Raw genomic sequence first — 19,143 nt, forward strand, 5'->3', positions numbered from 1 at the left:
TATAATATTATTTGGTCAGACTACCTGTGAGTACGGGAAGTTCTGGTTGATTTTCCACATTTTGGGAAGAATATTTTGAACGAATCGCGTCAATCCAGCTTTTTGCACGTTTGGTAAGTTGAAAATTGTCGGTCATCATGCGGCCTCTCGTAACCAGAATGCCCATATCTGCACCTTCGTAAAGATAATCACCTTTACGGGTAATGCGGAGAAAGAATGCTTCTCTATCACTTTCAACTGCACGTCTGTGGGTATCCATCCGGTCAAACTGTATCTGGCCATCGTCAAGCATTTTCCAGATACCCGAACGCGGAGCTTCATTGACGTATTCGACGGTATTGCGGGTATGTTTGATAATCAGCTGACTCCATTCATCAATATTTTCCTGTTGCGCCCAGCGGTCATTCATTTCCTGTACATCCAGTTCGTAGGGTTCGTTCATCCACTCCAAGATATGAAATATGAATAAGGGCGCGTCAGCCAATGCAAAAACTGCATGATTGGTAATAGAGCTTGCTCCTGTAACCCTGGGGTTCAGTTCACCAAGATAGATTTCTCCATTGTCCTGATCGATCAGGAAGTCGAGTTCGAAATACCCTTTGTACCCTTCTTTTCTCAGCTGGTCGCCAAACAGCTGGGTATATTCCCGCGCCTTTTGTCTAAGTTCGGGGGTAAACGCTTCGGGGAATATTTCGTTTCCACACCAGCCACCTTTGTAAGGAGTTAATTCTTTGAAGCCCACCAGTTCAGTCATGAGTGGTGCTACAATGGTACCATGGCGGGTTACGCAAGCCTCTACCGCAGAGCCCCGGCAATTGATACGCTTCATGATTTTGACTTCCTTTTCCTTTACAATCTCTTTTTCATGCTTTTTGAAGTCGGCTTCATTGGAGATAAAAAAAGTTGTGTGGCCCGAATCGCCAAAGGGAGTCTGAATCACAAGGTCATTGCCCAGCTTATTTGAAACAGTTTTCAGGTTTTTGTAGTCTTTGACCGGGGAAAGCACATAGGGAACACAAGCTACACCTGCTTTTTCGGCAATACGGTTGGTATTCACTTTATTGTCCATGAAAGTCCGCATTTTGGCAGTGGGAAACATGATTTCGAGGCCAAGTTTTTTTGCATGTTTTTCAGTTTCGTCGTCAAACATCAGGAACATGGCTTTCCCGGTTTTGCCCCCTTTCTTCTTTTTATTCAGGTACTCATGTACTTCGGGATGTTTCAGTAAGTAGTTGTTGATGTCTTCAATGCTTTGAAATTCTTCATGTGCAATTTCTTCTTTTGGAGAGAACACATTGGGGTGAAGCCCGTCAAAACATTCGATATATGTGATAAACTTGAAATTTTTGATCCATTCGTCGGCACCTAACAGGTTGAAATTAGTAGCACTAATAAAATAGATGGGAACCTCATTTTTGTAGAAAAATCGTCTGATATCAGATACACCGCTCAGGGTTTTGGTCATCGTTGGAGTAACAGTCATATTTGGTTTTTTGAAAATTGATGGATGATTGGTTTAATTAAGTATGCCATTTGATACAGTTTCAGGCAACCTGGATTTTCTATCCTTTTCCAGAATTTTTTCTTTGAATACCCTGACGCCCAGGTCGGCCCGGTATCCATGAATCTCCGACACATCGAGTGCCAGCAGGAATTGAATAATTTCTTTACTTATTACCTGGCCAGGTACGAGTACGGGAAAGCCGGGGGGATATGGGATGACAAACGACGAGGCCACCAGTTCCCGGCCTTTCTCAATTTCAGGCAAACATTCCGGAAGAGGAATATATTCGTAGTTATCTTCATTGTAGGCGAGGAAAAAAGCAGCCCGAAGATTGCCACCGGGTACACCGGACACAACCTGAAATGAATGATGAAAGTGACTGAAGTCAGGTAAGGGCGGTACATCCACGGTAAGAGACTTAATTCGGTTTTCCCGAATTTTACTTTCCAACAGGCTTAAGGAATTAACCTCTTCGTCCAGTTCATCTGCGATTTTGAGCAATGCGTTGGTCAGGTAGGTAACGCTCCCTCTTGTGGTGCCTATATTGGTCAGAAAAAGGACAGTATTGCGGGAGGTTTTATTGATTTGGATATAGAATTTATCCATCAGGTATTTATTCTTAAAAGTATCTCCATCCAGGCCTGTCCGGCCTATATGCAGCGTTACTTTGGTAGGATCCAGCACAAACTCGTCTTTTTCCCAGGCATCTTCCATTCTGCTCCACCCCTTACTTTTGTCGTAATATTCTTTCAAACCGGTTTTGCGGTATTTATCCGGGATAAAGTCATGGACCGTCAGTACATCAAAGTACTTACTTAGCTGTGGCGTATTGGTGATTTTTGCGCGTAACACCATTGCCATTTCGATACTTCTTTCCACGAGTTCAAACCCTTCGAGTTGTACCTGTCTTCTTCCCACATCGAGAGAAGCCAGCATTTGATAGTTGGTGGAGGTAGAGGTGTGCGTCATATACGCCTCCATAAATGTATTTTCGCTTTTTCTTCTGAAATCCTCATCCCAGATATGAATCATGGATCCCTGGCGAAAACTGCTCAAAGTCTTATGAGTACTTTGGGTGGAATAGACACGAATGCGAACCAGATCCGGGTCTGGTAAAGCAGGAATCTGCCCTTCTGTAAGTCCGGCAATATGTTGATTGTAACTTTCTCTGTATGTTTCGCTCTGATATTTTTGGTGGAGATTGTGTGCCGTGTACATTCCCGTCCGCTGTTTGTAGGTATAATTAAAACCTGCAAAAGCAAACCAGGCCTCATCCCACAGAAAGATCATATCAGGTTTAATTGCCAGTATTTCCTCCATTACGCGGGCTACATTATAGACCATTCCATCAAAGGTGCAATTGGTCAGCAGCAGCATTTTCACCTTATCCAGTTGGCCGGATTCCTTCAAATGCAGAAGTTTCTCCTTGATCTCGCTAAGCGGAACTGCTCCATACATGGAGTATTTTTCGATAGGATAAGAATCCAGATATACCGGGTAGGCACCTGCCAATACCAGACCATAGTGGTGAGACTTATGGCAGTCTCTGTCAATCAGCACGATATCACCCGGCTGGATGAGGGACTGCATCACAATTTTGTTTGCGGTTGATGTGCCATTAGTCACAAAGAAAGTATGTTGTGAACCATAGGCATCCCGGGCCATTTCCTGGGCCTTTTTTAACGGGCCGGTTGGTTGAAGTAAAGAATCGAGCCCGCCGGTAGTTGCCGAGGTTTCTGCCAGAAACATATTCCTGCCGTAGAAATCGCCAAAATCTCTGATCCATCTTGATTTAAATACAGAATTACCTCTTGAGATAGGCATCGCATGAAAAACTCCGGTTGGCTTTTGGCTATATTCTTTTAATGCGGAGAAAAAAGGCGTCTCATAACGTTCTGCTATGCCTCTGAGAATCATTAAATGCAATTCCTGGACATCTTCCTTTCTGTAAAACAGGCGCCGGAAACTTTTTATGGTGCTGTCTTTCAGCTCTCCAAGCGAAGTATCAGTTACATAATAGGTGTCGAGTTCAGGTCTGAATTGTTTGATCCATTGTCCAAGAAGGGGCCCCAGTTCTTCGTCAGATTTTGTGCTAAGATCCACATTCAGCACACTATCGATATAGGGTTTGATTAATTCCGTAATTTTTTGTGAGAAAAAAGCAGGTGCATATCTGACAACAACCGCTTGTATGTTGTGGTTAAATAACAATGCGATCAGTGCATCCTGAAAAGTTTTTTGAACAATGATACTGTAACTGAATTTATCACCTGGGCTTCGAAGTTCTTTTAATTTGGCCCTTAAGGTTTTTTCCTCGTCTTCCGACATATTCTCAACAAACAGAACCTCGAAATTACTTTTCCTGGTGATATCCTTGTACTCCTGATCATCCCTTTCCTCCTGATTCTGTTCGTCTTCAGAAACTTCAGAGTGGCTTCGGTAGCTGTCGCTAATCAGTTGGCGGGTAGTATCCGCAACCTGATTAGCTAATGACATATACTCGTTTCTGCGCAGTGCCCGTTTAAAAATTTCCAGACGATGAATACCCGGAAAAGCAAAGAAACGCTCCACACCATGCAATTCATTGAGCAATTCACCGGTAGAATCACTATGTTTTTTTTCATCAGCGGATCCTCTCTGGCAGCGAGCCAATTCGGCGGTTTCGCGCTTGAGATGATTCCAGTAATGGGTACGAAGTTGGCCGATATTGTAGAAAGGAGCGCTCTTTGTCTTTTTAACTATCACTATATATTTATTTGAAGGTAATACAGGTCGAGATTCGGTTTATTAGAATCCCTTGTAGCTTATTGGTCCTGCCGGGTTCACGAGTTCATCTTCTTTTATTTTCAACTGAGCCAATTTATCCAGTCGGGTAGGTTTGATAAGCGGCCCCAGTGATTCCAGATAGGGAAGTTTTGTACCTGGCTGGTAGATATTAAACTGCCCGATATGATCCCGGAAACTTTTTAATGGTTGGCCTAAACGAAGTACCCCCAGTTCCCGGCTTCGCTTCACCCGCTCGATATTTAGTTCAATCGGTATGATTTCTTCGTTGCCTTCGGCCTGGTAAAGCACCCGACCATCTGGTCCACAGATGACAGAACGACCGCTGCCACCAGTTTCCAGTCCGTTGACATCAAAGAAAAAACACTGATTGACAGTAGCCATGGCACGGGCAATGGATAACTCGATATCACGGTCAATCGTTCCGGTCATGGTCGGGTGAAGGATTACCTCAGCCCCCATTACGGCGAGCGTTCTGATGGTTTCGGGAAACCACATATCGTAGCAAATGGAAATGCCAAACCGCCCTACGTCAGGTACATCAAACAAGCAAAACTCCAGGCCGGGAGTTACGCCAACTTCATAAGGATAAAACGGAAACATTTTTCGGTAACGGGTGACTACCTCCCCCTGAGGATTAATGACAGAAGCGGTATTGTAGATATTATCGCCACTTTTCTCAAAAATTGATCCTGGAAGCAGCCAAATGCCGTATTTTTGGGCCATAGCCTGCATTTCCTGCTCAAACGCACCAGGTACTTCCTGGGCAGTGTGCAACAATGGACCATAAGCACACAATTCACTAAACACGACCATTTCTACCCAGGGATATAGGTTCATGGCAATGTCCAGCTTGAGTTTCATCATTTCCACATTGGAATAAATAGCGGAGACCTTCATTTGAATTCCTGCTATCGCAAATGGTTTCATATATTATTATTAATTGCTTTTTTAATTTCTTCTTCCAGAATGTCCAGGCCTTTTATCAATTGCTCATCCGTGATCACCAAAGGACAGAGAATGCGAATTATATTTTTAAATGTTCCTGCATTTAGCAGCACTAAACCATGCGCTGCGCAACCCATGACAACCTGTTCACACAAATGCCCATCTGGTTTCCTCGGGTCATTGTCTTTTACGAGTTCTATACCCATCATCGCACCAATACCCCGAACGTCTCCAATCTCATGATGTGCATTCTTTAGTTTTTCAAATCGATTGGAAATAATTTTCCCAATTTCAATGGATCGCTCGTTTAATCGAAAATCTTTAAAATATTGGATCGTAGCCAATGCGGCGGCACAACTCACCGGGTTTCCAATATACGTACCTCCTATCGTGCCCGGCGCCGCAGCATCCATCACTTCTGCACGTCCCATCACCGCTGCGATCGGCATCCCAGATCCCAGCGACTTAGCATATGTACTAATGTCTGGCTCAACATCGTAATGCTGCCACGATGCCCATCTGCCTGTACGTCCAAAGCCACTTTGTACTTCATCTATGATCAGCATAATGCCATGGTCATCACAAAAGGTTCGCAGCCCTTCCAGATACTTCTTGGGTACCGGATTAAATCCTCCCTCACCTTGTACAGGTTCTATAATTATTGCAGCCAGATTAGCCGGATCTACCACATTGTAAGCACTTTCTTTGAGGCGCTTTAATTCCTGATCCGCAAACTCCTCCAATGACATCGATTCGCCATATCGATAGAAATTTGGAAATGGCAAACGATACACTTCCGGGGCAAAAGGCCCGCAGCCTTCTTTGTATTTGATTTTGCTTGTCAGGGTCATGGCCATCAAGGTACGACCGTGAAATGCGCCTGTATAACACAGCACCGCTTGTCTTTTGGTAGCCTGGCGGGCAATTTTGATGGCATTTTCTACTGCCTCTGCACCAGTACTTACCAGCATAACCTTGGTTTTTTCGCCATGAGGCAGGATTTCAGCCAATGTTTCACAAAGTTTGATATAGGGCTCGTAGGTCACCACATTAAAACTTGTGTGTAGAAATTTGCAGGCTTGTTCGCGAATGGCCTCAACCACTGGCTCCGGGCAATGACCTGCATTGACTACGCCTATACCCCCGGCAAAGTCAATGAGTTCGCGCCCATCTTCATCTATAATGATGGCACCTTTGGCTTCCCTGACCGTGATCGTATTAAATACTCCCACACCGTTGGCGACAATATTTTTACGCCTTCTTAGCAGTTCTTCGGATTTTGTAAATTGATCAATCATGTTTGAAATATGCGGATTGCCCCGCACAGGGCACGTAAAATTGAGACAGCATACAAGAGCAACTGATGGCAAAACCAGTCAATCTTTGAACACCTTTGAGTAGAAAGAAAAAGGATTTTGAGATATCACCGGGAAGTGATGCAAATCCAATTAGATTCCTAAGACTTTTTCAATTTACAAAAAAAATCCCACCTTCCCTAACGGAATACTTTATGGGTATGGGCTATTCCGGGGTCTGCTATTTCAAAAATAGTAGAATAGGGTGGCTCAGCAGCGATAAAGGTACTATTCTACAGAATTAATTTTTTAAAGATTCCGGGGCTGAGTGCAAAATAATTATTCTCAGACCAACCCAAAGAGAATTTAATCTGATAAATTTAGCTATGGCGTTTTTCTTTGTTTTTGGAATCGGACAGACTTTTTTTCTGGACTTCCTTCTCATAACCAAACGCAGTAAGCGGATTTCCGATTACCTGCTTGCAGGGTGGTTTTTTATGATCGGACTTCACCTGACTGCTTTTTATTTTTTCTGGTCGGGTATGTATCTGGAAAATCCTTATCTGCTTGGCTGGGATCAGCCTTTTCCCCTTATGCATGGGCCTTTCCTTTTGCTTTATGTATGCAGCCTTACGCAGGCAGGATTCAGGCTCAGATGGAAACATTTCCTGCATTTTATCCCGGCATTGGTCATGTATCTGGCACTGGCTCCCTATTTACTGGGAGGGGCAGATCAGTTGCTGAATTTTCTCCGGCAGGTGCAGGAAATGGATTTCCCCTGGTATTATCAACCATTTATTTTTATGACACAGTTTTCGGGTCTGGTTTATTCGGCCTATTGTCTGTGGCTTCTTAGAAAACACAAACACCAGATCGAAAGTCATTTTGCATATCGGGAACAAATCAGCCTCAACTGGTTGCGTTACCTGATCGTGGGTTTGTTGGGAATCGGTGTAATAGTAGCACTTGGAATCGGGATTGAAGGATATCTCAATGTACAAATGCCCATACCGAGAGAGGTAGTTATCTTTTCTTCCGTCATTATATGGATTCTTTTTGCCGGTTTTTTTGGTATTCGGCAAAAGGCGATTTTCACAGATAATGTGGCAGACTTGAATTCTGCTCCACGAGAGAGTATGATCCCGGTTTCCCCTTCTACACCGTTGTACCAGAATTCGGGCCTGAAGCCCGAAGAGGCCAGTGAATTATTGCCCAGACTCCATGATTTTATGCGACAGAAAAAACCTTTTCTTGAACCCAGACTTACGCTTCCCGAACTGGCAAAAGTCTTTCAGATTCTTCCCAATCACTTATCACAGCTTATCAATGAAAAGGAGGGAAAAAACTTCTATCAGTTTATCAATGATTACCGGCTGGAAGAATTCAAACAAAGAGTTACCCAGCCTGAATACCAGCACCTCAGTCTTTTGGGCCTGGCAATGGAATGCGGGTTTAATTCCAAATCGACTTTTAATGCTGTTTTTAAACAAAACACAGGACTGACACCTTCGCAATATCTGAAATCGGTGAAAAAAGATTCTCCCGAGGACTAAATGAGTCCGGACTTATAAGTCTGCACCTTTCAGACGTCCAGACCTGTACGCCTGGGCGCACCAGGGCAGGTTTTTCCAGTCCTTGCGGTTGTATTTAAACTTAAAAACAATCGCAATGTCAAAATCACATTCAACCTTTTTCCTCTTTTTACTCCTATGTCTGGCGACTATCATGACCGCCTGTCAGCGGGAAAGTATTACTGATCCCGGCCATCTGGTACCGCTTACAGTAGATGAAAATCCGGATTTGCCAGCAATCGAAATTAACGGAACCCGGTTACACGCATGGGCTTTGGGAGAAGTCGGTAACCCGGTTATTATTACCCTGCACGGAGGGCCGGGGGGAGATCATATGGAGTTACAAAAATTTGAGGTGTTGGCCGATTCCGGTTACAGAGTCGTGTTCTGGGATCAGCGGTCAGCCGGACTTTCGCGCCGCCACAATCCTGATGTGCTGACAGAATCTATGTATCTGGAAGACCTGAAACAATTGATTGATTATTATACTCAAAGTCCGGAGGAGAAAGTCATCCTTCTGGGGCATTCATGGGGCGCCATGTACGCTACGATGTTTGTCAATACCTATCCGGAAAGGGTAAAAGGATTAATTCTTTCGGAGCCGGGCGGCTTCACCAATACCAGCATGCTCGATTATGTCAAACGCACACAAGCGATATCGCTGACGCCGGAATGGTCCAACGATCTTGTCTGGATGGAACAAGTCATGTCTCCTTCTGCAAAGTGGTTTAGTACCGAGGATCATGAGTTGTTTGATTACCAATATCTTATCGGAGCAGGCATCACCCTTCAGCAATCTTTTTCCGACAAGGAGTCTACAGGAGGTTACCCTGTACAGCGGTTTGGGGCGATGGTAGGATATCATTTGAGGAATAATACCCCATATTTTGACTGGACAACCCGGCTCGATCAATACACCAGCCCGGTTTTGTTTTTCTACAGTGAACTTAACCCCGGTTATAACCAGGAACATCTGAAAACAATGACAGAAGTCTATCCCAATATAACCATACATCGAATTGACAACGTAGGGCACGACCTGATGGTCAATGGATTTGACTCCGTTTTGCCTATCGTTACCGATTATCTCAAACACCGTTAATCTTCCTCCACCTTCAATTTCAACTCATATTATCATGAAAAATATATTCGCCCTTATTATCCTTTTTGCTTCCGTTTCTGCTTTTGCGCAGTCGTACAACCCTGCCAGCATGGAAGCAAATCAGCAGGCACAAATGGTTCAGGTTTATGGCGGCCTGAAGTATGGCACCATCTGGGGAGTCGGTTATTTCCAGTCATTTCTGATAAAAAATCATCCTGTATGGGCAGGTGCACGATTTGAAATTCCTTCCGGAAAGGACTTATTTGACGACCACCTGGAAGAGATCAGTCTTGCAACTACCGTATTTCAAAATGGCAGTTACAGAATCAATACCGGCATCGGATTGATTCATCGGGTAACCCAAAACCCCTATGTAAATATGCAGAACCTGGGGGGAGAAGTGGAAATTACTACCGGCATTTACCGACCGAAATGGCACATCGCGGCAGAAGCGGTTTTCGATCAGTCGCTAAGCACCCGGCTGACCCATCAGCCCGCCTATATGGAGATTTACCCCGAAGTACAGAACGGCTGGTATAAGGGAAATGGCGGAAATATGCGGATCGGGCTACAGGGTGGATATGAATTTGAGCATCTGGGCATCAATATGAAAATGGGACCGTCAATCAGCAGTGCAGGCAGGCCCAATTTGCTCTTCTTCTACAGTGTCATCGGAGTAAACTGGCGCTGGTAACTGACGGCCTTTGATTTATACAATTTCTTTCATTTCCCTGGCACGTTTTGTAAAAACCCATCGCAGCAGTCGTGGCGAAATGTGGGTTAGTATATCCAGCGCAATACCTAGCCGCGTCATTACTTTTCGCCGGATGCGTTTTTGGATCATGCGCATAATCGCATTTGCCACCACTGCCTGTGATTGGCGGGGAAGATTTCTGTCAGGGAAATCCAGTTTCTCACCGGCACCATTCATAATACTGGAACTGCTGTCATTGTCGGTTAATCCTACATAAATCAGTCCCACGTGTACATGATGTTGGGCGAGTTCTGCACCAAGTGTCTGGCTGATAGCCGTGAGTGCCATTTTACTTGCTGAGTAAATTCCCGCTCCGGGAAGGCCATATAGTCCTGCCAGACTACCGATAAGGATCACACTTCCGCTCGTTTGGATCAAAGATTCAAGTGCCGCCTTAATGGGCAGGATTTTGCCCAGAAAGTTTACATTCAAAATCTTTTGCAGGGTTTCAGGGCTGGTTCTTCTAAAAGAATCTTCAAACTTTATCCCTGCATTACAAATGAGGGCGTCTATTTGCCCGAATCTGCTTAGCGTTTTTGAGACAAGCGCCTGAACATCCTGCCATTGGCTCATATCACCGCTCACAGCCAGCAATTCTCCATAAGGGCTTAATTCTTCGTACGCCTCCTGAAGGCGCTGTTTGTCCCGCCCATTGATTACCACACAGGCTCCGGCTTTGAGCATGTGGAAAGCGGTAGTTTTACCGATTCCCTGAGTGGAGCCTGTAATCAGGACTACTTTTTTATTGAACGACGCGTTGGTCATAATTTTTGAGGTATCCGTTTTTACCAAACCACTGATAAGTATCTCTTATGGCTTTGTAAAGATCAGTCTGGGGCATTTTCAGTTTTTTCACAGCTTTATCCGCCCGGTAGTACATCCGGAGATTGGCATTTTTGGCCATAGCAAAACTGATTGGAGGTTTTTTACCCGTTATTTTCCCAAAAAGATCCATAAGAAGTCCGGCCATTTCTGCCAGAAAACCGGGTATCACCCGCCGGGGCTGAGGAATACCGGTAACATCTTCAATCATTTGAAAAAGCTCCTTAAATTCCAGATTCTGGCTGCCGCAGATGTAGGATTCTCCAACCGGGGATATCGACAATGCATTCACTGTAGCTTTGGCAACATCAATAGCTGACACAAAGTTTTTGCCGCCGGAGGTACAAAATTTCAAATCGCCGTTCCACGCGCTGATCAATAGTTGACCGGAAGTCGGGCCGGAGTCATAAGGGCCAAACATAAATCCCGGGCAGATAAATACAGCGGGAAGATTTTTTTCGGCGATTGCTTTTTCGACCAGTTCGTGGGCCATTTTTTTTGAGAGCGCATAATCCATCCCCTGATCCCCGCGCCATGGGCTGTTTTCAGTGCCGGGCGACTCCTTTGATTCGGAAAAGCCCTGAGTGTTGGAACTGGAGATATGGACAAAACGCTTGACCCGATTATGAAGCGCGGCATCGATGACATTTTGTGTACCCGTCACATTTATATCAAAAAACCGGGGCGACCGGGAGGGCCATGAAGCAGCGTAAGCGGCAATATGAATGACCGCTTCGCAGCCTTCCATCAGGTCAAACATTCTTTCCGGCTCCAGAAGATCGCCAAATACAATTTTTACCCCCTTGAGTCCGGAAATTGTGTGGGGGTCGCGACCGGGCTGGACCATTGCTTTTACCAGGTATCCCTGTTGTAGCAATTCTCTCACTACATTACTACCCAGCATGCCGTCGGCGCCTGTCACGAATACGGTTTGTTGATTTTTTGGGGCGTTCATATCATGGAAGGTTAATGGTTGAAAAGCATATTTTTCATTCCGAGGTGGAATTGATTGATAATCTTTCTATGGAAAAATTTATAGGGAATGAGTCTTCCTAATAAATTTTCAGGCTGGAAGTAGCTGTGGTGAATGATCCGGGTTCTGCCATTCAACTGCTCAATAAACTCCAGCCGCTGTACGCCGCGGTAGTACCCCCCTTCAATATAGGCAAACTCAATCGAGTACTTTTCCGGGTCTATCTCCATAACTTCCATACCCACGATACCAACAGGTGTCCAGATATTGATCATACAAAAAAACTGCATCCCGGTGTGGATAGGCACCGTTCGGGGGTCGCCGGAGTAATAGAAGTGCCGGGTTATTTTTGAATAGGAAAAGAGGTAAGGAGTAAGAGAACCAGACCAGATCTCATGCGGTTTTCGCTGAGTAAAATGCTGCCATAGCTGTTTGATATTTACCGGATAGTCAAAGCGATCTGTCTGCTTGCGATAATTGTTCAGGTTATCGCCGAGGTGGAGGGTTTTGAGTTGAGAAAAATCCCTGATAGAATCTATCCGTTTGTGGAAGATTTTCCGGGCCTGTTCGTTGAGGAAGGGGATACGGGAAATATCCGGAACAGTGAGTGGGGTAGTTGATTGAGACATGGTAATAAACAATTATGGGTACTATGTTCTAATCATCTACAAGTTATGCCTTGAGTTTATAAGGGAATAACGGGTTCCTGCCGCATCATACCAGATATTTGCATTTTTCTCAAAGGAGCAGGATTTGTTTTGGTTCTGTCGGCAGAATATTCTACCTGCAGCTGAAACAGGAGAGGGATTAAGAAATATCCGTAAAAGAAACGCCCGGGAAAGCGAATTTTTGCATTTTTTGCTGGAGATTTAATCGAACTCCCTTCCGCCGGTGGCTAAGGAGACTCGAAGCCTGGACGGCCCTCTTGAAATAGGAACTGGCGGGTATCGTAGGGTGCAAACTGTCAGTAAATGTGCCCAAAAAAACCAACAACTCCCTGCAAATCATCGATCTACAGGGAGTTATCGTCTTTTCTTGTGGTGCAGGGCGGAATCGAACCGCCGACACATGGATTTTCAGTCCATTGCTCTACCAACTGAGCTACCGCACCAACCTCTTTTAGAATGGTTTGCAAATGTAGTGGGTGCAATCCAATCCTGCAAGGGTTTTGAGATTTTTTTTGCAGGTTTTTTAGCTTACCAGAGTACCCACGGTCTCGCCCTTCACGATTCGTATGAGGTTTTCGGGTTCGTTGATATTAAACACGATGATGGGCAGCTTATTCTCCTGGCAGATCGTAAATGCTGTCATATCCATGACGTTCAGCCGGTTGGCCAACACATCGGCAAAGGAGATAGCATCAAATTTTACTGCCGTAGCGTCTTTCTCTGGGTCGGCGGTATAAATTCCGTCCACACGGGTTCCTTTCAGTACAACATCGGCGTCGATCTCAATGGCGCGCAGTGATGCAGCTGTATCAGTTGTAAAAAACGGATTGCCTGTGCCCGCAGCAAATATGACAATGCGGCCCTTCTCCAGATGGCGGATGGCTCTGCGACGAATATACGGTTCGCAGATCTTCTCCATACCGATCGCTGACTGAAGCCGGCAAAGCCCGCCCTGGCTTTCGAGCGCGTCCTGCAATGCCATCCCGTTGATCACAGTAGCCAGCATCCCCATATAATCGGAATGCGCACGCCCCATGCCCACACCCACACCCTGGATACCTCTGAAGATATTACCACCGCCAACGACTACAGCAACCTCCACCCCCAGATGGGTGATTTCGATGATCTGCCGCGCGTATTTGTGGAGGGTTTCATTCTCAATCCCGTAAGACTGCTCACCCATGAGGGCCTCTCCGCTGAGTTTTAAAAGTATGCGTTTGTATTTAGTGGTATGATTCATAATAGAAGGAATTTACAAAGTTCTGAGGAAAATCCAGACAGGATAGTCTATCAAAAATGTCGCCAGCGTTCCTGCGTAGTTAAAAAAAAAGAGAGTTTTTTAAACTCTCTTTTTTCTATAATCATTACTTTATCAATTTGTCCCTAGTTGTACTCGTTTGAAACCGAGAACCTGTGCATCGGGACCTAGTTGTTCTTTAATATACTGACCCACTGATTTGGAAGTGTCTTTCACAAAATCCTGATTGATCAGCGTATTGTCTTTGTAAAATTTATTGAGTTTACCACGGGCAATTTTTTCAAGCATGGCTTCGGGTTTACCCTCGTTGCGGGCAATGTCCATACCGATTTCAATTTCTTTATTTACGGTACTTTCATCAATCCCGTCTTTATCTACTGCCAGCGGATTCATAGCGGCGATCTGCATTGCCACGTCTTTTCCTACTTCAGAAGCATCTTTGCCATTGATATTTGCAAACGCAACCACCACACCAATACGGGCACCAGGGTGAATATATGCTACCACCTGGTCGCCGGAGATCTTTTCATATTTACTTACATCAATTTTCTCACCAATCCGCGCCATAGCGTCCACCAAATGTTCGCTGACAGATCTTCCATCCAGTGAAAGTGCTTTCAATGCATCCAAATTGGCAGGTTTTTCTGCGGAGGCCAGAGAAATAATCGATTCTCCCAGCGACTGGAAATCCTGATTTCTTGCAACAAAGTCCGTTTCAGCATTCAACTCAATAATGACTGCTTCTTTAGAGCTGTCATCAGACTTGATGAAAACAGCGCCTTCTTTCGCCTCGCGGTCAGCGCGCTTGGCTGATACTTTTTGTCCTTTTTTACGAAGAATCTCTACCGCCAGATCAAAATCGCCTTCTGCTTCTACCAGTGCTTTTTTACAGTCCATCATCCCTGCGCCGGTTGCCAGCCGCAATTGGTTTACTTCATTTGCAGTAATTGCCATTGTTTTATAATATAAGTATGAATATTATGATTCCTGAAAACTGGTGCGAATTTAGGATTTTCCAAGGCAATTCGCAAGGAAGGAACCTAAAATTACAAATACTAAACAAGGAATGACAAAGCGAAATCTCTCTTTATCATTCCCTCTATCGGATTCATCTTCGATTCGTCAATGATTATTTATCATTCCTTTCAGCCGCTCTCTACCCTGATAGTCGGGATGTTTCCTTTCCAGGTGATCGAGGTATTTTTGCGCGACAACCTTATTGCCGCTGATTATCTGTAACAGGATCATATTCTCCAGCGCGGGAATATTGTCTGGATCATAGGAAAGTGCCTGCACAAAATAGCTTTGAGCCTGCGCATAATCGCCCTGATTCATGACCACAAAACCCAGATTGGTCAGCAATCGCTCATCAAAGGGTCTGGTTTTCAGCAATTGTTCAAATATCGCCCGCGACTCGTCCAGCACGGTTTGGTCGCCCTGCCTTGCCCGCAATTTCATTACTCCGGCTTTCATTCCGGCGTCTATTCCCCCGGGGTTTTCTTCGAATGAGTTTTGATACACCCTTGCGGCTTCTGCATACTGTCCCTGTGCTTCCAGAATCTCTCCCTTGAGAAACAAACTCAGCGCATGCCCAGTCTGCTGCGAAAGTGCCTTCTCTACAAGCGCCATCGCCTGCGAATAGTTGCCCTGATAATAGGCAATTCGGGCCTGGTCGTAGGGTTTCATTTGGGGAAAATAACTGGCGGCTTTGGCAAGATATTCTGCCGACTGATTGTGTCGCTCAAAATAAAGTAACCAGGCTTCTCCCCAGATGGGGTCTCCGACCTCTTTGCGTGTTCCACACGCCAGCTTCAGCCACGCTTTCGTCGCAGCCAGACTGGTATCTGCCTGTGGCAATACAACCCTGATCTTATGGTCGTGAAAACTTACATGTGGAATGTCGCTCGTGCCGCCACTGGGCATATGGCAGGTGATACAGTTGTTGTTGACTGCATGTTTTGATTCTTCCGGTGCGCGGCATTCGGGGGTATTCATTTTCTCATGGCAGCGGTTGCACTGGTTGATGTAAACTTTCTCCCCGGTCAGACTTACGCTCTTATGGGGATCGTGACAGGTCGTGCAGGTGAGTTTCCCCGCTGCGGCAATAAAACAACGGGACTGTTGCAGTCGCTCCGCATGCGAGGCAATTCCAAATGCGTTTTCGTCTTCCTGTCTTTCGATGAATACGTCGTAAGTATCTGAAAGCGGGGTCCCGGGTCGAAAATCTGTAACGCTTTTTCCTTCGGCTACGACATTCACGCCCTGAAGATGGCATTGCTGGCATACGTCAAACTGCTGCCCCAGGGGAAGTTTGCCGGGGTTTACGATCGAATAATCGATTTTTTCACCTACATCAATCAACTGCCCGCCTTCTGTAAGTCGGATATGTTCTTCTCCCGGACCGTGGCATTTTTCGCAGTCTATTCCCTCTGATACAAAACGATAGCGGTTTTTACTGCCTTCAATAAAATCTATATACCCTGTGTGACAGGCCATACACTCCTGCCCGATCTCCCGCGAAAATCGCGTATTCAGCTCATCGTACCCCGGGCTTAGATCCCATATTTGTTTACTTACATACCAGGTAACCGGAATCTCGTACAGGTATCCGTTTCTTTCGATCAGATACGAACGGGTCTGGTGCCCCGAGCCTACAATATAGTCCACTTTTTCGGTGCGCTGGTACACGGTGTCTTCGCCAGACATGCGGTATTCTTTGACAAACATTTCATCGCCTGCCCAGTAAGGATGGTAGGCGAAATCGTTTTTTGTGTCCGGCACAACGATGTCTGGTCCAAATTTTTCAATGATCCGCGACTTGTCCGGGCGGTACAGCGATTTCCCCATTCCCGTCTCCAGAAATGACTGATAGATTTTTTTGTGGCAGGGCTGACAAGATTGAATCCCGGTATATTTTACTTCCGGAGAAAGATTCAGATAACCCGCAGGCTGCTGGGAACAGCGGATCAACAGGTTGGCTAAAAGCAACGCTGCGGCAAGCGTGATCATAAGTTTCCGCCAGCTATTCATGTTCGTAACTGGTTTTTAGCGCAGTGTGTATCCATTCTCCTTCGAATCCTTTCTGGAGCAAAAACCGGAAGATTTTTTCATTTTGTTTTTCAGGTGAATCGGCCCGGTGCTGCTGGCGTTTTTGTCCGATCAGTTTTTGAATTGTTTTTTCGTAGGTATCCGCGTCGATTTCATCCTCCATCACTTTCTGAACGAGGGTCATGGAAATATTTTTCATCCGAAGTTCGTGGCGGATTTTATTGCGGCCCCAGTTTTTGTAGAAAAATTTCCCCCTTACAAAACTCCGCACATATCTTTCTTCATTGAGAAATTTTTCTGATTCGAGATGAACGATCAGTTTTTCCTGATCTTCGTCAGAGACTTCCCATTCGGTGAGTTTTTTTCGAACTTCCCCGGTACTGCGATCCTGATAAGCGCAGTATTGATAGATTTTTTTCAGAATTTCCGCTTCCATACAGGTGCGAATTTTAAGGTAAATTTCGTTATCTAAAAAATAATCCGTCAAAAGGGACAGTTTACTATATTTGTACGCCAGCAATTAAAACCAAATATGATGAATAAAAACCGGATAATCGCAGGAGTCTCAATCCTTCTTTTAACCCTCAGCACAATCTTCACAGGATGCAGAAAGTATGAGGATGGTCCTAGTATCAGTTTCCTTTCCAAACAGTCAAGAGTCGCCAATGACTGGCGCGCTGAAGCGGTTTTCCGAAACGATATTGACGAAACCAAGGATTTCCCTGTTTACGCCATGACTTTTTCCAAAGCAGGTCGTCTGACCTGGACCATTCAGAAAAACGGACAGGTTGACCCTCAGATTATTACGGCTGACTGGGAGCTTGCAAGTGTAAAAGAGCAGATCAAACTCACCCTGGACGGTACAGACCCGATCAGCGGCGAAACCCGGTTGTTGTATATGGATATTCTCCGGCTTACAGAGAATGAGCTATGGGTGAGTTTCCTCACAGAGGGTGATTATTATGACTTGCGGTTGAAATAAGTTAAGACGTATGAGCTATAGAATAGAAAAGGACACTATGGGGGAAGTAAAAGTTCCCTCAGACAAGTATTGGGGTGCGCAGACCCAGCGTTCGTTTGAAAACTTCAAGATCGGTGGCCATCTTATGCCCATTGAGCTGATTCGCGCTTTTGCGATTTTGAAGAAGGCGGCTGCGATTACAAATACCGAACTTGCGGGTTTTCCCCAGGAAAAAACAGACATCATCTCGCAGGTATGCGACGAAATTCTGGCAGGTAAACTCGACGATCATTTTCCGCTGGTGGTGTGGCAGACGGGTTCGGGTACTCAGTCCAACATGAATGTCAATGAAGTGATCTCCAACCGGGCAATAGAACTACTGGGCGGAGAGATTGGGAGTAAAAAACCTATTCACCCCAACGACGATGTAAACAAGTCCCAGTCATCCAATGATACATTTCCTACGGCCATGCATATTGCAGCCTATGAGATGATCGCTGGCCATACCTTACCGAGGATCCGTCGTTTGCAGGAAACACTTGCCGGCAAAGCCAAAGCATTTATGGATGTGGTAAAAATCGGCCGCACCCATTTGATGGATGCAACCCCCCTGACCGTAGGGCAGGAGTTTTCCGGTTATGCTACTCAATTGCAGCGAAGCATCGAAACCATTGAGGACAGCCTACGCCACCTTCGCGAACTCGCGTTGGGAGGAACTGCCGTAGGCACAGGGCTCAATACGCCCGCAGGTTACGCCGAAAGAGTGGCAGAAGTGATTGCACAGCTTTCAGGCAACCCGTTTGTGACGGCTGCTAATAAATTTGAGGCACTTTCGGCACATGACGCGATTGTCGAAGCTTCAGGCGCCCTCCGCCGCACGGCAGTGAGCCTGATGTCTATCGGCAACAATATCCGGCTCCTCGCTTCCGGCCCACGCTGTGGAATTGGAGAAATCCTTATCCCGGAAAATGAGCCCGGGTCTTCCATCATGCCGGGAAAAGTAAATCCCACACAGGCAGAAGCGCTGACCATGGTTTGCGCCCAGGTAATCGGAAACGATGCCGCCATCGCAGTTGCAGGCACACATGGCCACTTTCAACTCAATGTATTTAAGCCGGTCATGATTTACAATCTGCTCATGTCTGCAAGGATTCTGGGTGATGCCTGTGATTCTTTTAATGACCACCTCGCTGTGGGCATTGAACCCAACTATGTAAGAATCAGGCAAAACCTTAATAACTCGCTGATGCTGGTCACGGCTCTCAACACGCATATCGGCTACGACAAGGCGGCAAAAATAGCCAAGACTGCCTACGCCGAAAATGCAACCTTGAAAGAAACGGCGATTAAGCTGGGATATCTGACAGAAGAAGAATTTGACACAATCGTTGTTCCCGAACATATGATTGGCTAACTCGTCAGCGTCAAAACTGTATTTTCGTGTCTGAAAAGTTA

The 19,143-nt window shown here is 45.5% G+C and carries 16 protein-coding genes and 1 tRNA gene; 5 read left to right on the forward strand and 12 right to left on the reverse strand.

What is annotated here, in order from left to right; translation table 11 throughout:
• Positions 1–7: 7 nt before the first annotated feature.
• The 4 genes from R3D00_29015 to R3D00_29030 are packed head-to-tail and all read right to left on the reverse strand — an operon-like array spanning position 8 to position 6,534.
• On the reverse strand, positions 8–1,483 hold the full coding sequence (locus R3D00_29015) for a biotin carboxylase (GenBank protein MEZ4777253.1): 1,476 nt from the start codon (positions 1,481–1,483) through the stop codon (positions 8–10).
• Positions 1,484–1,516: 33 nt separating this feature from the next.
• Positions 1,517–4,249, reverse strand: a complete 2,733-nt coding sequence (locus R3D00_29020) for an aminotransferase class I/II-fold pyridoxal phosphate-dependent enzyme (protein MEZ4777254.1) — start codon at positions 4,247–4,249, stop codon at positions 1,517–1,519.
• Positions 4,250–4,291: 42 nt separating this feature from the next.
• Positions 4,292–5,218 (reverse strand): carbon-nitrogen hydrolase family protein, encoded by a 927-nt coding sequence (locus R3D00_29025; GenBank protein ID MEZ4777255.1) that lies wholly within the window; start codon positions 5,216–5,218, stop codon positions 4,292–4,294.
• A complete protein-coding gene (locus R3D00_29030) occupies positions 5,215–6,534 on the reverse strand; it encodes an aminotransferase class III-fold pyridoxal phosphate-dependent enzyme (protein MEZ4777256.1) in 1,320 nt (439 codons plus the stop codon). The genes R3D00_29025 and R3D00_29030 overlap by 4 nt, the downstream gene beginning before the upstream one ends.
• A gap of 383 nt (positions 6,535–6,917) precedes the next feature.
• Between R3D00_29030 and R3D00_29035 the strand changes: the two genes are divergently transcribed.
• The 3 genes from R3D00_29035 to R3D00_29045 all read left to right on the forward strand — a co-directional run bounded on the left by R3D00_29035 (position 6,918) and on the right by R3D00_29045 (position 9,898).
• Positions 6,918–8,084: a helix-turn-helix domain-containing protein gene (locus tag R3D00_29035; protein ID MEZ4777257.1), complete on the forward strand. Its 1,167-nt coding sequence runs from the start codon at positions 6,918–6,920 to the stop codon at positions 8,082–8,084.
• A gap of 115 nt (positions 8,085–8,199) precedes the next feature.
• Entirely contained in the window at positions 8,200–9,204 is a 1,005-nt protein-coding gene (locus R3D00_29040; protein ID MEZ4777258.1) for an alpha/beta hydrolase, read from the forward strand.
• 34 nt (positions 9,205–9,238) lie between these two features.
• Positions 9,239–9,898: a hypothetical protein gene (locus R3D00_29045; GenBank protein MEZ4777259.1), complete on the forward strand. Its 660-nt coding sequence runs from the start codon at positions 9,239–9,241 to the stop codon at positions 9,896–9,898.
• Positions 9,899–9,913: 15 nt separating this feature from the next.
• Here R3D00_29045 and R3D00_29050 read toward each other — a convergent pair whose 3' ends face one another.
• From R3D00_29050 to R3D00_29085, 8 genes are all read right to left on the reverse strand, one after another.
• The gene (locus R3D00_29050) at positions 9,914–10,723 is read right to left on the reverse strand and encodes an SDR family NAD(P)-dependent oxidoreductase (protein ID MEZ4777260.1); all 810 of its coding nucleotides are present in this window, start codon (positions 10,721–10,723) and stop codon (positions 9,914–9,916) included.
• Positions 10,701–11,735, reverse strand: a complete 1,035-nt coding sequence (locus tag R3D00_29055; GenBank protein MEZ4777261.1) for an NAD-dependent epimerase/dehydratase family protein — start codon at positions 11,733–11,735, stop codon at positions 10,701–10,703. The genes R3D00_29050 and R3D00_29055 overlap by 23 nt, the downstream gene beginning before the upstream one ends.
• Positions 11,736–11,746: 11 nt before the next feature.
• The gene (locus R3D00_29060) at positions 11,747–12,382 is read right to left on the reverse strand and encodes a hypothetical protein (GenBank protein ID MEZ4777262.1); all 636 of its coding nucleotides are present in this window, start codon (positions 12,380–12,382) and stop codon (positions 11,747–11,749) included.
• A gap of 409 nt (positions 12,383–12,791) precedes the next feature.
• A tRNA-Phe gene (locus R3D00_29065) sits at positions 12,792–12,864 on the reverse strand.
• A gap of 80 nt (positions 12,865–12,944) precedes the next feature.
• Positions 12,945–13,661 (reverse strand): UMP kinase, encoded by a 717-nt coding sequence (pyrH, locus tag R3D00_29070; GenBank protein MEZ4777263.1) that lies wholly within the window; start codon positions 13,659–13,661, stop codon positions 12,945–12,947.
• A 132-nt stretch (positions 13,662–13,793) separates the two neighbouring features.
• A complete protein-coding gene (gene tsf / locus R3D00_29075; GenBank protein ID MEZ4777264.1) occupies positions 13,794–14,633 on the reverse strand; it encodes a translation elongation factor Ts in 840 nt (279 codons plus the stop codon).
• A 168-nt stretch (positions 14,634–14,801) separates the two neighbouring features.
• Complete coding sequence (locus R3D00_29080; GenBank protein MEZ4777265.1) at positions 14,802–16,709, reverse strand: tetratricopeptide repeat protein; 1,908 nt, start codon at positions 16,707–16,709, stop codon at positions 14,802–14,804.
• Positions 16,702–17,163: a regulatory protein RecX gene (locus tag R3D00_29085; GenBank protein MEZ4777266.1), complete on the reverse strand. Its 462-nt coding sequence runs from the start codon at positions 17,161–17,163 to the stop codon at positions 16,702–16,704. The genes R3D00_29080 and R3D00_29085 overlap by 8 nt, the downstream gene beginning before the upstream one ends.
• A 96-nt stretch (positions 17,164–17,259) precedes the next feature.
• Here R3D00_29085 and R3D00_29090 point away from each other — a divergent pair, with 96 nt between their 5' ends.
• Both R3D00_29090 and fumC read left to right on the forward strand, forming a co-directional pair.
• A complete protein-coding gene (locus R3D00_29090) occupies positions 17,260–17,709 on the forward strand; it encodes a hypothetical protein (protein MEZ4777267.1) in 450 nt (149 codons plus the stop codon).
• A gap of 10 nt (positions 17,710–17,719) precedes the next feature.
• Complete coding sequence (fumC, locus tag R3D00_29095; GenBank protein MEZ4777268.1) at positions 17,720–19,102, forward strand: class II fumarate hydratase; 1,383 nt, start codon at positions 17,720–17,722, stop codon at positions 19,100–19,102.
• Positions 19,103–19,143: the final 41 nt, after the last annotated feature.

This window comes from Bacteroidia bacterium, assembly GCA_041391665.1.
Lineage (GTDB): Bacteria > Bacteroidota > Bacteroidia > J057 > J057 > JAGQVA01.

Coding starts and splice junctions, on each gene's coding strand:
- R3D00_29015 (MEZ4777253.1), bottom strand. CDS start 1,483: ATGACTGTTACTCCAACGATGACCAAAACCCTGAGCGGTGTATCTGAT.
- R3D00_29025 (MEZ4777255.1), bottom strand. CDS start 5,218: ATGAAACCATTTGCGATAGCAGGAATTCAAATGAAGGTCTCCGCTATT.
- R3D00_29030 (MEZ4777256.1), bottom strand. CDS start 6,534: ATGATTGATCAATTTACAAAATCCGAAGAACTGCTAAGAAGGCGTAAA.
- R3D00_29035 (MEZ4777257.1), top strand. CDS start 6,918: ATGGCGTTTTTCTTTGTTTTTGGAATCGGACAGACTTTTTTTCTGGAC.
- R3D00_29040 (MEZ4777258.1), top strand. CDS start 8,200: ATGTCAAAATCACATTCAACCTTTTTCCTCTTTTTACTCCTATGTCTG.
- R3D00_29045 (MEZ4777259.1), top strand. CDS start 9,239: ATGAAAAATATATTCGCCCTTATTATCCTTTTTGCTTCCGTTTCTGCT.
- R3D00_29050 (MEZ4777260.1), bottom strand. CDS start 10,723: ATGACCAACGCGTCGTTCAATAAAAAAGTAGTCCTGATTACAGGCTCC.
- R3D00_29055 (MEZ4777261.1), bottom strand. CDS start 11,735: ATGAACGCCCCAAAAAATCAACAAACCGTATTCGTGACAGGCGCCGAC.
- R3D00_29060 (MEZ4777262.1), bottom strand. CDS start 12,382: ATGTCTCAATCAACTACCCCACTCACTGTTCCGGATATTTCCCGTATC.
- pyrH (MEZ4777263.1), bottom strand. CDS start 13,661: ATGAATCATACCACTAAATACAAACGCATACTTTTAAAACTCAGCGGA.
- tsf (MEZ4777264.1), bottom strand. CDS start 14,633: ATGGCAATTACTGCAAATGAAGTAAACCAATTGCGGCTGGCAACCGGC.
- R3D00_29080 (MEZ4777265.1), bottom strand. CDS start 16,709: ATGAATAGCTGGCGGAAACTTATGATCACGCTTGCCGCAGCGTTGCTT.
- R3D00_29085 (MEZ4777266.1), bottom strand. CDS start 17,163: ATGGAAGCGGAAATTCTGAAAAAAATCTATCAATACTGCGCTTATCAG.
- R3D00_29090 (MEZ4777267.1), top strand. CDS start 17,260: ATGATGAATAAAAACCGGATAATCGCAGGAGTCTCAATCCTTCTTTTA.
- fumC (MEZ4777268.1), top strand. CDS start 17,720: ATGAGCTATAGAATAGAAAAGGACACTATGGGGGAAGTAAAAGTTCCC.